Here is a 14,389-nt window from a genome sequence, read left to right on the forward strand (position 1 = left end):
GGGGACCTCACGCGAAGCTGAGTTGCACCTTCATCGCCCTGGCCTTGTCTGCCGCGAGATCGAAGGCGCGGCGGGCCTCCTCGATCGGGATCACGTCGGTGAGGAGCGGCGCGGGGTCGATGCGGCCGGAAACCAGCGCCGCAACCGCCTGGTCGAATTCGCCGTCGAAGCGGAAGGTGCCGCGCAGATCGAGTTCCTTCGCCACCGCGACGCTCATCGCGAGCTGCATCTCGCCGCCTATGCCGACGAGAACCAAGATGCCGCGCGCCCGCGTCGCCTCCAGCGCGCCGCGCAGCGCCGGCGCGGCACCGGCGCATTCGAAGGCGACGTCGAACGTGCCCTTGTTGGCGGCGAGCGCCGCGAGGCGCTCCGGCGCCGCCGCAACATCGATCGTTTCGTCGGCACCGATCCGCCGGGCGAGGGCCAGCGCCTTCGCGCTGACATCGGTCGCGGTGATCCTGGCCGCGCCGGCATGGCGCGCAGCGAGAATCGTCAGCGCACCGATCGGCCCGCAGCCGGTGACGAGCACGTTCCGGCCCTGAAGCGGGCCGGCGCGTTCCACCGCATGCAGGCAGACCGCGAGCGGCTCGGCGAAGGCGGCTTTCGTGAGATCGAAATCCGCCGGAAGCGACACGCATTGCCGCGCCTCCGCCACCAGAACCTTGCGAAATCCGCCATGGACATGGGGATAGCGCATCGCCGAGCCGTAGAAGCGCATGTCGAGGCAATGCAGCCGCAAGCCGGCCCGGCAATAGCGACATTCACCGCAGGCGAGGCCGGGATTGATGGCGACCCGGTCCCCCAGCTTCAGCGCCTCGACCGCCGGGCCGATGGCGGTGATCGTGCCGGCGATCTCGTGGCCGAGCACCAGCGGCTCGCGAACGACGATCGCGCCGATCCGCCCCTCCAGGTAATAATGCAGGTCCGAGCCGCAGATACCGCCGGCGCCGATCGCGATCTCGACCTGGCCGGGCCCGGGCACGGGAACGGGGATCTCGGCGAGCCGCAAATCCCGCGCGCCATGCACCATGACCGCAAGCGTGGTGCGGGCTCGGGCTTCGCGGGCGGTTTCGGCTTGCGGCATCGCGGCAATTTCCTTCCAATCATCGCCGGCGCGCCAGCCGGCCGCCTCAACCGTAGCATGCCTGCCCGGGGTTGCCATGTCTTCTGCCTCGACCGCTTCCACTTCTGCCGCTACCGACCCGACGATCCCTGTTGCGGCAGCGCCCGCCCGCGCGCTGCCCGGCGCGCTCGCGCGGTTCGATCTTACGGGCCGGGTCGCGCTCGTTACCGGTGCGAGCCGCGGGATCGGCCTCGCGCTGGCGCGCGGGCTTGGCGAGGCCGGCGCCCGGGTGGTGCTCAATGCCCGCGGCGGGGCGCGGCTCGATGCTGCCTTGGCGGCGTTGCGCGCGGCCGGGATCGCGGCGGAGGCCGCGCCCTTCGATGTCACCGATGCCGCAGCGATCGAGCGGGGCGTCGCGGCGATCGAGGCGGAGATCGGGCCGATCGCGATCCTCGTGAACAATGCCGGAATGCAGCATCGCGCCCCGGCGGCCGATTTCGCCGAGGCCGATTGGCGGCGCCTCCAGGCCACCAATGTCGACAGCGTCTTCTTCGTCAGCCAGGCGGTGGGGCGGCGGATGCTGGCGCGCCGCGCCGGCCGGATCATCAATATCGGCTCGGTGCAGAGCGAACTCGGCCGCCCCTCGATCGCGCCCTATTGTGTGTCCAAGGGGGCGGTGAAGATGCTGACCCGCGCGCTCGCGGCCGAATGGGGGCCGATGAACATCCAGGTGAACGGGATCGGCCCCGGCTATTTCCGCACCGAACTCAACGCCGCGCTTGTCGCCGACCCGGGCTTCTCCGCCTGGGTCGAGAAGCGGACGCCGGCCGGCCGCTGGGGCGAGGTGGAGGAGCTGGTGGGGGCCGCGATCTTCCTTGCCTCCGATGCCGCGTGCTATATCAATGGCCAGATGCTGATGGTCGATGGCGGCATGACAAGCGTGGTGTGATCAAACCACGCAGGGGGGGCATGCAATTGCAGTCTTGCATCGCACGCATGGCGCGCCCATGGTGGCGACAGGCTCCGGCAGCGGTCCGGTGCGAACCATCCGCCGGCGAATGGAGGCTGCCGTGCCCGTTGTGACGCGCGAAGAAGCGAGTGCTGCACCGCGCAAACCTGCGGAACACATTCCGAATTGCGTCACCTGCAAGACCCGTCATCTTTCCATCTGCGCGGCGCTGAGCAGCCCCGAACTTGTCATGTTCGACCAGCTCGTCCAGCATCGCGAGTTTCCTCCGAAATCCGTGCTGTTCGAGCAGGGTGCGGCGGCGGATTTCGTGTTCTCGGTCTCCGAGGGCACGATCCGGCTGGTGCGGTTGCTCTCCGACGGCCGCCGGCAGATCGTCGGATTCGCGATCAAGGGTGATTTCCTCGGCGTCGGGCTCGAGAGCCATTACGAGTTCACGGCGGAGGCGGTCGATACCGCGCGCGTCTGCCGCATCCCGCATCACGGCTTCGAGACGATGGCCGATGAGAAGCCGCATCTGCTGCGCAAGCTGCACGAGATCGCCTCCCGCGAACTGCACCATTCGCATGATCAGATGGTGCTGCTCGGCCGCAAGAACGCCGAGGAGCGTGTCGCCGCCTTCCTGATCAGCCACCGCGACCGTCTGGCGCGAGTCTCGAACTGCACCGTGACGATTCCGCTGCCGATGAGTCGTTCGGACATCGCCGATTATCTCGGCCTGACGATCGAGACCGTCAGCCGCACGATTTCGAAACTCGCGCGCGAGAAGCTGATCGTCGTCGTCCCGGATGGCGTGCGGCTGCTCGATCCGGACCGGATCGCGGCGCTCGCAAGGGGATGATCGGAACCGGGTGCGACAATTGTCGCGTTGCGTTGCAGCGAAGGCTTGACCTGCATCAAGGCTCCGTTACCGGCAACGGCCCATGCTAGAACGAGTCAGGGTTTCGCGGGGGCGCGGATCCTGCCTCCTCCCGTGCGGGTTACGCCCGCGCGCCCGCCTGAACGAAAACGGCCAAGGATCCGCGCATGAGCACATTGGCACCCCCCCGTTCGATGAGCGCCGGCGAGATTGTCGGCATGGTCCTTGCGGCAGCTTTCGCCCTGCTCTGGATCTTCATCGCCTCGAAGGCGACCGATCCCGGCTATGTCTTTCATGCCTGGGTCTTTGCCGCGGCCGGCATCGCCACCGTCTTCGCGCTCGGCCGCCGCGCGGTGGCCAATGCGCCGGCGGCACCGCCGCAGGAAATCGACGGCAGGCCGAACTACAACATGGGTCCGGTGCGGTTTGCGACCATCGCCGCGCTCCTCTGGGGTGTCGCCGGGTTTCTGGTCGGGTTCATCATCGCCGCGCAGCTCGCCTGGCCGATCCTCAATCTCGATCTGCCCTGGGTCCAGTTCGGGCGGCTGCGGCCGCTGCACACCTCGGCGGTGATCTTCGCCTTCGGCGGCAACGTGCTGATCGCTACCGCGCTCTATGTCGTGCAGCGCACCAGCCGCGCCCGGCTCGCCGGCGAGCTTGCACCGTGGTTCGTGGTTCTCGGCTATAACCTGTTCATCGTCATCGCCGGCACGGGCTACCTGCTCGGCATCACGCAAGGCCGCGAATATGCCGAGCCGGAATGGTATGCTGACCTCTGGCTCACCATCGTCTGGGTGGCGTTCCTGCTCGTGTTCCTCGGCACGCTCTGGAAGCGCAAGGAACCGCATATCTATGTGGCGAACTGGTTCTACCTCGCCTTCATCCTGACGATCGCCGTGCTGCATCTCGGCAATAACGCTGCCGTGCCGGTCTCGATCTTCTCGCCGAAGAGCTACAGCCTCTGGTCGGGCGTACAGGATGCGATGTTCCAGTGGTGGTACGGCCACAATGCGGTCGGCTTCTTCCTCACCGCCGGCTTCCTCGGCATCATGTATTATTTCGTGCCCAAGCGCGCGGAGCGGCCGGTCTATTCCTACCGGCTCTCGATCATCCATTTCTGGGCGCTGATCTTCCTCTATATCTGGGCCGGGCCGCATCACCTGCATTACACGGCGCTGCCGGATTGGGCGCAGACGCTCGGCATGACCTTTTCGATCATGCTCTGGATGCCCTCCTGGGGCGGCATGATCAACGGGCTGATGACGCTTTCCGGCGCCTGGGACAAGCTCAGGACCGATCCCGTCCTGCGGATGATGGTCGTGTCGGTCGCGTTCTACGGCATGTCGACCTTCGAGGGGCCGATGATGTCGATCAAGGCCGTGAATTCGCTCAGCCATTACACGGAATGGACCGTCGGCCATGTGCATTCCGGCGCGCTCGGCTGGGTCGGGTTCGTATCCTTCGGCGCGATCTACTGCCTCGTTCCGTGGCTCTGGAACAAGAAGGGGCTTTATTCCCTCAAGCTCGTGAACTGGCATTTCTGGATCGCGACCCTCGGCATCGTGCTCTACATCTCGGCGATGTGGGTCGCCGGCATCATGGAAGGGTTGATGTGGCGTGCCTATAATTCGCTCGGCTTCCTCGAATATTCCTTCATCGAGACGGTTGAGGCGAAATATCCGTTCTTCGTGATCCGGGCACTGGGCGGGCTCCTCTTCGTCGTAGGCGCGTTGATCATGGCCTACAACGTCTACATGACCATCCGCGCCGGCGAGGCCGCCGAGCCGGCCCCCGCCGCGGCGCCCGCCGCCATCGCCGCCGAGTAAGGGGAGAGAGACGATGTCGCTCTGGCAGAAACACGCCATCTTCGAGAAGAACTCGCTTCTCCTGGTGATCGGCGTGATCATCGTGGTGTCGATCGGCGGGCTGGTCGAGATCGCGCCGCTCTTCTATCTGCGTTCGACGATCGAGCAGGTTCAGGGCGTGCGCCCCTACACGCCGCTCGAACTCGCCGGCCGCGCGATCTATGTCCGTGAAGGTTGCTACAATTGCCACAGCCAGATGATCCGTCCGCTGCGGGACGAGATCGAGCGTTACGGCCATTACAGCCTCGCGGCGGAATCGATGTTCGACAAGCCGTTCCAATGGGGTTCGAAGCGCACGGGGCCGGACCTCGCGCGCGTCGGCGGCAAGTATTCGGACGATTGGCAGCGCGAACACCTGGTCAACCCGCGCTCGGTGGTGCCGCAATCGATCATGCCGGGCTATCCGTATCTCGTGCGCAACGAACTCGATGTCGCGGATATCGCCCAGCACATGCGCGCGAACCGTGCCGGCGGCGTGCCCTATTCCGACGAGATGATCGCCAACGCCGTCGCCGATCTCAGGGCGCAGGTGAACCCCGACGATCCGCGGGCGGCCGAACTCGAAAAACGCTATCCCAAGGCGCAGATCCGTGATTTCGACGGCAATCCGCAGCGGCTCTCTGAGGCCGACGCGCTGATCGCCTATCTCCAGGTCCTGGGGACGATGGTCGATTTCAAGGGCTATGACGCCAAGGCGAATTATCGCTGAGGGAGGCGCAGCATGACCCAGACCTACGCCCTTCTCGCCGGGATCGCCCAGCAATTCGGCGTTCTCTTCTTCATGGCGATCTTCCTCTCGATCGTCGCCTATGCGCTCTGGCCGAAGAACCGTGCCCGGTTCGACGCGGCCGCCGAAATCCCGCTCAAGGAGGATTGATCCGATGGCCGGGCATACCGAAGAACATGATGCCGTCACCGGCCGGACCACCACCGGCCACGAATGGGACGGGATCAAGGAGCTGAACACGCCGCTGCCGCGCTGGTGGCTCAACGTGTTCTACGCGACGATCATCTGGTCGATCGGCTATTTCATCGCCTACCCGGCCTGGCCGGGGGTCTCGTCCTATACCAGGGGCGTGCTCGGCTATTCCTCGCGCGCCGACGTGGCCGTCGAGGTCGAGGCGCTCAAGGCGCGGCGCGCCGCGCAGGCGGCCGATCTCGCCACCGTCGAACTGGCGGCGATCAAGGCCGATCCGAAGCTGCTTTCGCTGGCCATCGCGCAGGGCAAGGCGGCGTTCGGTGACAATTGCGCGCCCTGCCACGGCATCGGCGCGACGGGCTCGAAGGGCTACCCCAACCTGAACGATGACGAATGGCTGTGGGGCGGGACGCTCGAGGACATCCACACGACGCTCAAGCATGGCATCCGCTCCTCGAACGATGCCGATACGCGGATTTCGGCGATGCCCGCTTTCGGGCGGGACGGCATCCTCAAGCGCGACGAGATCCGCATGGTGGCAAATCATGTGCGCGCGCTCTCCGGCCAGCCGACCGAGGCGGGCTATAACCGGGCGGCGGGCGAGAAACTCTTCGCGGATAATTGCGCCTCGTGTCATGGCGAAAAGGGGCTCGGCAACCGCGATCTCGGTGCGCCGAACCTTGCCGACGCCATCTCGCTTTACGGCAACCGGCTCGAGGATATCGTCGAGACGGTGACCAACAGCCGCGCCGGCGTGATGCCGGCCTGGGCCGGGCGGCTCGATCCGGTGACGGTGAAATCGCTCGCAGTCTACGTGCATTCTCTGGGCGGGGGTCAGTAACCGCCGCCCGGCGACGCCGGTCCTGCCGGCAATCCCGGCGCGCATTTGGGCGCGCCGCGGCAGCGAAGGTCTCCCATGTCGACGAGCGACATCCCCGACATTCCCCTCTACGCCTCGGCGAAGAAGGTCTATCCGCAATCGGTCCGCGGAACCTATCGGCGGATCAAATGGGGCGTCCTGTTCGTCTGTCTGGGAATCTACTATTTCCTGCCTTTCCTGCGCTGGGATCGCGGACCCAACCTGCCCAACCAGGGCATTCTGGTCGATCTCGTCAACCGGCGCTTCTATTTCTTCCCGATCGAGGTCTGGCCGCAAGAGGTTTACTACTTCACCGGCCTGCTGGTTCTTGCGGCGATGGTGCTGTTCCTCATGAACGCCATCGCCGGGCGGATCTGGTGCGGCTATCTCTGCCCGCAGACGGTCTGGACCGATCTTTTCCTGCATGTCGAACGGATGATCGAGGGCGATCGCCGCGATCGGATGCGCATGGATGAGGGCCGGTGGGGGCCGGGCGTGCTTGCGCGCAAGGCGGCGAAGCATTTCATCTGGCTGATGATCGCCTGGTGGACCGGCGGCGCCTGGGTGCTCTATTTCGCCGACGCGCCGACGCTGGTGCGGGAACTCGCCTCCGGCACGGCGCCCGCCGTCGCCTATATTTGGATCGGCATCCTCACCTTCACCACCTATACGCTCGCGGGCATCATGCGCGAGCAGGTCTGCAATTACATGTGCCCCTGGCCGCGGATCCAGGCGGCGCTGACCGATGACGAGGCGCTGAACGTCACCTACCGCTATGATCGCGGCGAACCGCGCGTTTCGGTGAAGGAGGCCGCGCGACGCAAGGCGACCGGGGAGGCCGCCGGGGATTGCGTCGATTGCTTCCAATGCGTCGCGGTCTGCCCGACGGGGATCGATATCCGCGACGGCGCGCAGCTCGAATGCATCCAATGCGGGCTCTGCATCGACGCCTGCGACACCGTCATGACCAAGATCGGTCGGCCGAAGGGGCTGATCGGTTACGATACCGACGGCAACGTGCAGGCCCGTGCCAAAGGCCTGCCCGAGCGGCCTTTCCGTCCCGTCCGGCCGCGGACGATCATCTATTTCGCCATCATCGCGCTGGTCGGCGGGGCGATGCTCTATCAGCTCGCCACGCGCGCGACGGCGGGGATCAGCCTCATCCATGACCGGTCGCCGCTTTTCGTCACGCTGGCGGACGGCTCGATCCGCAACGCCTACACGATCCGGCTCATCAACAAGCGCCCGGACAGCCGGCTCTTCGCGCTGACGGTCGAAGGCCCGGCTGGCGCGCGGATCGAACTCGTCAACGTCTCGGCGACTGCGGATTGGCGCCCCGTCGTCGCGGTGGAGCCGGATTCGACGCGCGAGATCCGGGCGCTGGTGACGGCGCCGAAATCGGCGTTCTCCGGCAAGAGCGTGCCGATCGTCATCCGTGCTTCGGATCTCTTCGCGGGCGAGGATGTCGCCGCGCGGGACCATTTCTTCGGGCCGGGCTAGGCCCTATCTGCTTCATGCCGCCGGGTGCTCCGGTGGCGGGAGGGGCAAAGTGAGCTGCTGTGGAGCCTTCGTGATGCCGACCGATCTCATGCCGCCGGCGCGGCCGGGGCCGCGCCCGGTCCGGGTGCTCACCGGGCGCCACGTGCTTTTCGCGCTGATCGCGTTCTTCGCCGTCGTCTTCGGGGTCAATCTGGTGATGATGACGCTCGCGCTCCGGACCATGCCGGGCACGCAGACGCGCAGCGCCTACGAGGCGAGCCAGCGCTTCAACCAGGAACTCGACCGAATCGCCGCGCAGGACCGGCGCGGCTGGCGGGTCGCGATCGGCCTTGCCGCGCTCGCCGGCGGCGGGCCCGTGACGGTCGAGGCGCGCGACCGCGACGGGAACATGCTTGCCGGCCTCGAAGTCATGGCGCGATTCGAACGCCCGGTCGATGCCCGCCTCGACCAGCGGATCACGCTCGCGGAGAGGGGGAGCGGGCGCTATGCCGGCGCGCCGGAGAGCCTCGCGCCGGGGCAATGGCTGCTCACCGTGACGCTGGCACGCGAGGGAGAGATCCTGTTCGTGTCTCGGCGCAAGTTCCAGATCCCCCGCTAGGAGGGAGCCATGTCCGAGATGCGCGATTTCTCAGTCTTCGTCCGCCCGGCGGCGGATGGCCGCGCCGCGATGGATCTCGCGGTGGAGGGTATCCATTGCGCGGCCTGCATGCGCGCCATTGAGAAGGGGCTCGCCGCCGAGCCCGGCGTCACCGGCGCGCGCGTCAATCTCGCCAATCGCCGGGTGACGGTCGAGTGGGAGCCCGGCCGTGTCGATCCGGGGCGGATCCTCGACCGCATGGATGCGATCGGCTTCCATGCCCATCCGTTCACGGTAGGCAGAGCGGAGGACAGCGAGAGGCGCGAGGAGAAGCGGCTGCTGATCTGCCTTGCGGTCGCGGGGTTCGCGGCCATGAACATCATGCTGCTCTCGGTTTCGGTCTGGGCGGGCAATGTCTCCGACATCACGCCCGAGACGCGGGATTTCTTCCACTGGCTCTCGGCGCTGATCGCCTTGCCGGCGGCGCTCTATGCCGGCATGCCCTTCTTCGAGAGCGCCGGCCGGGCGCTGCGGCAGCGCGCCGTCAACATGGATGTGCCGATCTCGCTCGGTGTGCTGCTCGCGCTCGGGATGAGCGTGGTCGAGACGCTGAACCATGCCGAGCACGCCTATTTCGATTCGGCCGTGATGCTGCTCTTCTTCCTGCTCGTCGGGCGCTATCTCGAACGGGCGATGCGGCGGCGGACGCGCGCGGTCGCGACCAATCTCGCGGCGCTCAAGGCCGAGACGGCGGTGAAATTCGTCTCGGAGACCGAGATCCGCACCGTGCCGGTGGCGGCGCTCGCGGCCGGCGATCTCGTGCTGGTGCGGCCGGGCGAGCGGATCGGCGTCGACGGCACCGTCGTCGAGGGCCGGAGCGAGATCGATGCAAGCCTCGTGACGGGCGAGACGCGGCCGGCGACGGTGCAAGCCGGCGCCGATGTCTATGCCGGCACGCTCAACCTCTCCGGCACGATCAAGGTGCGGGTGCATTCGGCGGAGGAGGGCACGCTGCTCGCCGAGGTGCAGCGGCTGCTCGACAAGGCGGCCGAAACGCGCTCGCGTCATGTGGTTCTGGCCGACCGCGCGGCGCGGCTCTACGCGCCGGTCGTGCATCTGACGGCGCTCCTGACCTTTCTCGGCTGGATCGTCGCCGGCGCCGGCTGGCACGACGCGCTGATCATCGCGATCACGGTGCTGATCATCACCTGCCCCTGCGCTTTGGGCCTCGCGATTCCCGCGGTGCAGGTTGTCGCGTCGGGGGCGCTGTTCCGCGCCCGCATCCTGATCAATTCCGGCGACGTGCTGGAGCGGCTCGCCGAGGCGGATACGATCGCCTTCGACAAGACCGGCACGTTGACACTGCCCGAGGCCAGCCTGCTCAATGCTGGCGCGGTCGAGCCGGGGCTCGTGGCGCTGGCCGGGCGTCTGGCGCTGACGAGCCGCCATCCGCTCGCGGCAGCGATCGTCGCCGCGACCGGCGCGGCGGAGCCGGTGCCCGGCGCGACCGAGGAGCCGGGCAGCGGTGTCCGCGCCGTGATCGACGGAACCGAGGCGTTTCTCGGCAAGCCCGAGGATGCCCGGCTCGCCTTCGAGGCGGGCGCTGTGCAGCAGGCGCATCCCTCCGCGTCGCTGATCGCCATCCGCTTCGGGGAGCGGGGGGCGGTGCTGGCGATCGGCCAGCGGCTCCGGCCCGATGCGGTCGAGACGGTGACAGCCCTGCAACGGGCGGGCTATCGTGTGCTGATCCTGTCCGGCGACCATGCGGCGGCAGTGTCGGAGGCGGCGGCGTCGCTCGGCGTCGCGGAGCATGCCGGCGGCCTCAAGCCGGCGGACAAGATTGCCCGCCTCGAGGCTTTGCGGGCCGAGGGGCGCCGCGTCATGATGGTCGGGGACGGGCTCAACGACGCGCCGGCGCTGGCTGCGGCGCATGTCTCGCTCTCGCCCATCGATGCGACGCATCTCGCCCAGGTGCAGGCGGATGGCGTGTTCATCGGCGCGGCATTGGCGCCGGTTCTGGCCGCCTTGCGGATCGGGCGGCGGGCCAAGCGGATCATGATCGAGAATCTCTGGCTTGCGGTGCTCTACAACGCCGTGGCGGTGCCGATTGCGATCGCCGGCCTCGTGACGCCGCTGATCGCCGCGCTGGCGATGTCCGGTTCGTCGATTCTGGTGACGCTCAACGCCCTGCGGTCGGGGAGGGCGGCATGAACGTGCTCGTCTTTCTCGTGCCGCTGGCGCTGGGGCTCGGACTTCTCGGGCTCGGGGCATTCGTCTGGTCGATGAAGAGCGGCCAGTTCGACGATCTCGAAGGCGCGGCGCATCGCGTGCTCGATGACGAGGATATCGGACGCGGCTAGGCGCGAGCCCGAGCGGGCGGGTTCCGGCGGTGCGAACGAGACGTTATGGTCATGCTCTCGCCCGAATCGGCCGCTTCGACGGCCGGCCCTCCAGCCTGGCCGGTTTCCCGATGTTCCGTTCCCCGATGTCCCGCTTCTCCCATCGCATCCCGCTTGCGGCGCTCGCCTTCCTGCTGGCGCTGTGCGCCGCCATCGGAACAGCGGCGGTCGCGCAGCAGGCCGGCGGCGCACGGTCGCCGCGCGAGCAGCTGGACGCGATCCGCCTCGATATCGGCCAGATCGAGGCGGCGCTCCAGCGCGAAACGCTCGATGACGCTCGCCTCGCCGAATTGCGCGGCCGGCTCGATCCGCTTTCCGAACGGATCGCCGGGATCATCCAGCGCGAGCAGCCGCGCGCCGACGAGATCCGGGCGCGGCTCGATCGGCTGGGCGCGCCGCCGGACGCCACCAAGGGGCAGACCGAAAGCGCCGAAGTGACGCGGGACCGCGCCGAGCAGCAGCGGCTGTGGCAGGATGCCGACGAGACCCTGCGTCTTTCCCGCGCGCTCGATCTCCGGATCGAGCAGCTGCGCGAGGCGGTGGCCGAGCGTCGCCGCGCCAATTTCGCGCGCGCGATCCTGGCGCAGGGCCCCTCCATCGCCTCGCCGCTGCTGTGGCTCGACGTGACCCGCGCGCTGCCCGGCGATTTCCGGGCGCTTCGGGTGTTGTTCTCGCAATGGGGCGAGGTGCTTGCGGACAATCTCGACTGGTTCGAGGTCGTGATCCTCGTTCTGCTTGGCGTCGCGGCGCTCCTCGGCCTGCCCCGCATCCGCAGCAGATTGACGCGCGACCTGCTGACGCCCGCGGCGGCGGCGACGAGCGATATCGAGCCCTCGCGGCTGGCACGAGCCCTGTTCGGGCTCCGGCGCATCGTTCTCGCCGTGCTCTTGCCGGTGGTGGTGCTGTTCCTCCTGCAATGGCTTGTGGTCAATTTCGGGCTGGTGCCGGCGCGCCTCGGGCGGGTCGTCGATGCCGTGACGGGCGGTATCGCCGTGACGATCGCCATGACCGGGCTGGTCCATGCGGTGTTTGCGCCGGCGCATCCGGCCTGGCGACTCATCGCGGCGAGCGACCGGATGGCGCATGCCTTCGCGCGGCTGGTGCTGGCGGCGGTGGCGCTGCTCTCGCTCGGCAAGGTTGTCGAGGCATTGCAGGCGGCGATCGTCGCGGCGCTGCCAGGGACGATCGCGACGAAGGGCGTGTTCGCGCTGCTGGTGGCGCTGCTGGTGGCGCGCGGCCTGCACCGTGCCTTTGCCGTCGAGCCGGAGCCCGAGGAGGGCGTCGCCCGCGCCGCCCCGGCGCTCACGACGGCGCGGATCGCCATCTGGGGCGTGATCGTGCTCGTCGTCGGCGCGGTCCTGCTCGGCTATGTGGCGCTTGCGGCCTTCCTCGTCGACCAGCTCCTCTGGCTGACGATCCTGGCGCTGGGCAGCGCGCTTGCGCTGGCGCTGATCGACGAGGCGCTGGGGGCGGGGCTGTCGGCGCGCGGCCTGCTCGGCCGGCGGGTGCGCGAGGCGACGGGGTTCTCCGCGCGTTCGCTCGATCAACTGGGTGTGCTGGGCGCCGGCATCGCGCGGCTGATGCTGTTCGTCGTGCTCGGCATGCTGGCGCTGGCGCCCTGGGGCATCGATTCCTCGAATCTCTTCGGCAATCTGCGCGCGGCATTCTTCGGCTTCCAGGTCGGCGGCGTCACGATCTCGCTGGCCACGATCGCCTTCGCGCTGCTGCTGTTCATCTTCGGGTTCGCCGCCACGCGCGCGATCCAGAACTGGCTGGAAACGCGCTATCTGCCGCATACGGGGCTCGATCTCGGGCTCAGGAACTCGATAAAGACCGTCTTCGGCTATCTCGGCACCATCCTCACCGCGATGCTGGCGCTGAGCCATCTCGGTCTGTCCTTCGAGAAGCTCGCCATCGTTGCCGGTGCGCTCTCTGTTGGCATCGGCTTCGGGCTGCGCTCGATCGTCGAGAATTTCGTCTCGGGCCTGATCCTGCTCTGGGAGCGGCCGATCCGCGTCGGCGACCAGATCGCCGTCGGCGAGGAGCAGGGCGTGGTGAAGCGGATCAATGTCCGCGCCACCGAGATCGAGACCTTCGATCGCGCGAGCCTGATCATCCCCAATTCCGAATTCATCTCCGGCCGCGTCAAGAACTGGATGCATGCCGACCGCACCGGCCGGATCGTCATTCCGGTCAGCGTCGAATACAATGCGGATCCGGAAACGGTCGATGCGCTGCTCAAGGAGGCGGCGCTCGCGCATCGGGAGGTGTTCAGCGAGCCGGCTCCCTTCGTCCTGTTCAAGAATCTTGGCGAATCCGGGCTCGATTTCGAGCTCTACTGCTACACCGATGTCGAATCGCGCGCCAGGACCCGTTCCGAACTGCTGTTCGACATCCTCCGCCGGCTGAAGGCGGCGGGGATCGCGATCCCCTATCCGACGCGGCGACTCGAGATCGCGAATATTTCCGAGATCGACCCGCGCGTGCTCTCGGCCGCGATCGCGGATGAAAGCGGGCCGCGGCGCCGCTGAGCCGGCGGGCTCATTGCGGCGGCAGGGGCGGTGCCTCGCGCACCAGCAGGATCGAGACGCGACGGTTCGGCGCGAGATAGGGATCGTCTGGGAATATAGGCTGGTTGTCGGCGCGGCCGATCACCGATTCGAAGCGGTCATCCGGCACGCCGGCATTGGCGAGCAGGTCGCGCACCGCCACCGCACGCTCCGAGGACAGTCGCCAGCCGGCGCCCCGCTCGCGGGTCGCGCCGCGCACCGAACTCGTGTGGCCGGTGATGCGGATGCGGTTCGGCAGGCGGCGGAGCGTCGGGGCGATCGCCTCCAGCACGCGGCGCGTCCGCTCGTAGGGCAGGGCCGCGCCCTCGGCGAACATCGAGCGGCCGTCCTGGTCGAGGATCTGGATGTCGAGCCCGTCCGCGACCTCCTCGATGACGACGTTGCGAGAGATCTCGGTGATCTCCGGCATTTCCTGAAGGGCCTGGCGCAGGGTCGCGGCGGCGGTGGTGAAGCCGCGATCGGTGAAGAACGTGCCCTCGGCAGCCGTGTTGCGCTGGACATTCTTGACCGGCGCCGTCTGGTCGGCGGCGTAATCCGGCGTCACCTTCTCGGTGTTGCGGACATTGGAGCGCGTCGGCAGGCCGTCGGTCTCGATCACCCCGGAAAGACGGGTGTGGCGCTGGGCGCCGAAAGCTTCGCGCATCGAGCCGGCGACGATCTGCTGCTTCTTGGAATTCGGCGTCGAGAATGCCACGAGCATTACGAAGAAGCTCAGGAGCAGGCCCATCAGATCCGCGAAGGTCACGAACCAGCCATGGCCGCCCGAATGCGCCGCGCCTCTTTTGCGAGCCATGATCGGTCCCCGTTCCGG

General features: G+C 67.7%; 13 protein-coding genes. 11 read left to right on the forward strand and 2 right to left on the reverse strand.

Annotated features, from left to right (window positions below):
- Window positions 1-7 precede the first annotated feature (7 nt).
- On the reverse strand, window positions 8-1,084 hold the full coding sequence (locus FWJ24_RS01495; RefSeq protein ID WP_150286003.1) for an L-idonate 5-dehydrogenase: 1,077 nt from the start codon (window positions 1,082-1,084) through the stop codon (window positions 8-10).
- A gap of 76 nt (window positions 1,085-1,160) precedes the next feature.
- On the opposite strand from FWJ24_RS01495, the gene FWJ24_RS01500 reads away from it, so the two are divergent.
- The 11 genes from FWJ24_RS01500 to FWJ24_RS01550 all read left to right on the forward strand — a co-directional run bounded on the left by FWJ24_RS01500 (window position 1,161) and on the right by FWJ24_RS01550 (window position 13,539).
- Window positions 1,161-2,012: an SDR family oxidoreductase gene (locus FWJ24_RS01500; RefSeq protein WP_150286004.1), complete on the forward strand. Its 852-nt coding sequence runs from the start codon at window positions 1,161-1,163 to the stop codon at window positions 2,010-2,012.
- Between the two features lie 250 nt (window positions 2,013-2,262).
- Window positions 2,263-2,871, forward strand: coding sequence for a Crp/Fnr family transcriptional regulator (locus FWJ24_RS01505; RefSeq protein WP_150286005.1), 609 nt, complete (start codon window positions 2,263-2,265; stop codon window positions 2,869-2,871).
- A 185-nt stretch (window positions 2,872-3,056) separates the two neighbouring features.
- Complete coding sequence (gene ccoN / locus FWJ24_RS01510) at window positions 3,057-4,715, forward strand: cytochrome-c oxidase, cbb3-type subunit I (protein WP_150286006.1); 1,659 nt, start codon at window positions 3,057-3,059, stop codon at window positions 4,713-4,715.
- Window positions 4,716-4,728: 13 nt separating this feature from the next.
- The gene (gene ccoO / locus FWJ24_RS01515) at window positions 4,729-5,463 is read left to right on the forward strand and encodes a cytochrome-c oxidase, cbb3-type subunit II (protein ID WP_150286007.1); all 735 of its coding nucleotides are present in this window, start codon (window positions 4,729-4,731) and stop codon (window positions 5,461-5,463) included.
- Between the two features lie 12 nt (window positions 5,464-5,475).
- Complete coding sequence (locus FWJ24_RS01520; protein WP_150286008.1) at window positions 5,476-5,631, forward strand: cbb3-type cytochrome c oxidase subunit 3; 156 nt, start codon at window positions 5,476-5,478, stop codon at window positions 5,629-5,631.
- Window positions 5,632-5,635: 4 nt separating this feature from the next.
- A complete protein-coding gene (gene ccoP / locus FWJ24_RS01525) occupies window positions 5,636-6,514 on the forward strand; it encodes a cytochrome-c oxidase, cbb3-type subunit III (protein ID WP_150286009.1) in 879 nt (292 codons plus the stop codon).
- 75 nt (window positions 6,515-6,589) lie between these two features.
- Window positions 6,590-8,032, forward strand: coding sequence for a cytochrome c oxidase accessory protein CcoG (gene ccoG, locus FWJ24_RS01530; protein WP_150286010.1), 1,443 nt, complete (start codon window positions 6,590-6,592; stop codon window positions 8,030-8,032).
- A gap of 73 nt (window positions 8,033-8,105) precedes the next feature.
- A complete protein-coding gene (locus FWJ24_RS01535) occupies window positions 8,106-8,630 on the forward strand; it encodes a FixH family protein (RefSeq protein WP_166443546.1) in 525 nt (174 codons plus the stop codon).
- A gap of 9 nt (window positions 8,631-8,639) precedes the next feature.
- Complete coding sequence (locus FWJ24_RS01540; protein WP_150286012.1) at window positions 8,640-10,820, forward strand: heavy metal translocating P-type ATPase; 2,181 nt, start codon at window positions 8,640-8,642, stop codon at window positions 10,818-10,820.
- A complete protein-coding gene (gene ccoS, locus FWJ24_RS01545) occupies window positions 10,817-10,969 on the forward strand; it encodes a cbb3-type cytochrome oxidase assembly protein CcoS (RefSeq protein ID WP_150286013.1) in 153 nt (50 codons plus the stop codon). The genes FWJ24_RS01540 and ccoS overlap by 4 nt, the downstream gene beginning before the upstream one ends.
- 125 nt (window positions 10,970-11,094) lie before the next feature.
- Complete coding sequence (locus tag FWJ24_RS01550; protein ID WP_166443547.1) at window positions 11,095-13,539, forward strand: DUF3772 domain-containing protein; 2,445 nt, start codon at window positions 11,095-11,097, stop codon at window positions 13,537-13,539.
- Between the two features lie 10 nt (window positions 13,540-13,549).
- Here the strand turns inward: FWJ24_RS01550 and FWJ24_RS01555 are convergent, their stop codons facing one another.
- Window positions 13,550-14,374 carry an OmpA/MotB family protein gene (locus FWJ24_RS01555; RefSeq protein WP_150286015.1) on the reverse strand — a complete coding sequence of 275 codons (825 nt, stop codon included), beginning with the start codon at window positions 14,372-14,374 and terminating at the stop codon, window positions 13,550-13,552.
- Window positions 14,375-14,389 lie beyond the last annotated feature (15 nt).

Source organism: Rhabdaerophilum calidifontis, assembly GCF_008641065.1.
Taxonomy (GTDB): domain Bacteria; phylum Pseudomonadota; class Alphaproteobacteria; order Rhizobiales; family Beijerinckiaceae; genus Rhabdaerophilum; species Rhabdaerophilum calidifontis.

Bases quoted from the DNA above. Each gene is read 5' to 3' on its own strand.
- FWJ24_RS01495 (WP_150286003.1), bottom strand. From the start codon at position 1,084: ATGCCGCAAGCCGAAACCGCCCGCGAAGCCCGAGCCCGCACCACGCTT.
- FWJ24_RS01500 (WP_150286004.1), top strand. From the start codon at position 1,161: ATGTCTTCTGCCTCGACCGCTTCCACTTCTGCCGCTACCGACCCGACG.
- FWJ24_RS01505 (WP_150286005.1), top strand. From the start codon at position 2,263: ATGTTCGACCAGCTCGTCCAGCATCGCGAGTTTCCTCCGAAATCCGTG.
- ccoN (WP_150286006.1), top strand. From the start codon at position 3,057: ATGAGCACATTGGCACCCCCCCGTTCGATGAGCGCCGGCGAGATTGTC.
- ccoO (WP_150286007.1), top strand. From the start codon at position 4,729: ATGTCGCTCTGGCAGAAACACGCCATCTTCGAGAAGAACTCGCTTCTC.
- FWJ24_RS01520 (WP_150286008.1), top strand. From the start codon at position 5,476: ATGACCCAGACCTACGCCCTTCTCGCCGGGATCGCCCAGCAATTCGGC.
- ccoP (WP_150286009.1), top strand. From the start codon at position 5,636: ATGGCCGGGCATACCGAAGAACATGATGCCGTCACCGGCCGGACCACC.
- ccoG (WP_150286010.1), top strand. From the start codon at position 6,590: ATGTCGACGAGCGACATCCCCGACATTCCCCTCTACGCCTCGGCGAAG.
- FWJ24_RS01535 (WP_166443546.1), top strand. From the start codon at position 8,106: ATGCCGACCGATCTCATGCCGCCGGCGCGGCCGGGGCCGCGCCCGGTC.
- FWJ24_RS01540 (WP_150286012.1), top strand. From the start codon at position 8,640: ATGTCCGAGATGCGCGATTTCTCAGTCTTCGTCCGCCCGGCGGCGGAT.
- ccoS (WP_150286013.1), top strand. From the start codon at position 10,817: ATGAACGTGCTCGTCTTTCTCGTGCCGCTGGCGCTGGGGCTCGGACTT.
- FWJ24_RS01550 (WP_166443547.1), top strand. From the start codon at position 11,095: ATGTCCCGCTTCTCCCATCGCATCCCGCTTGCGGCGCTCGCCTTCCTG.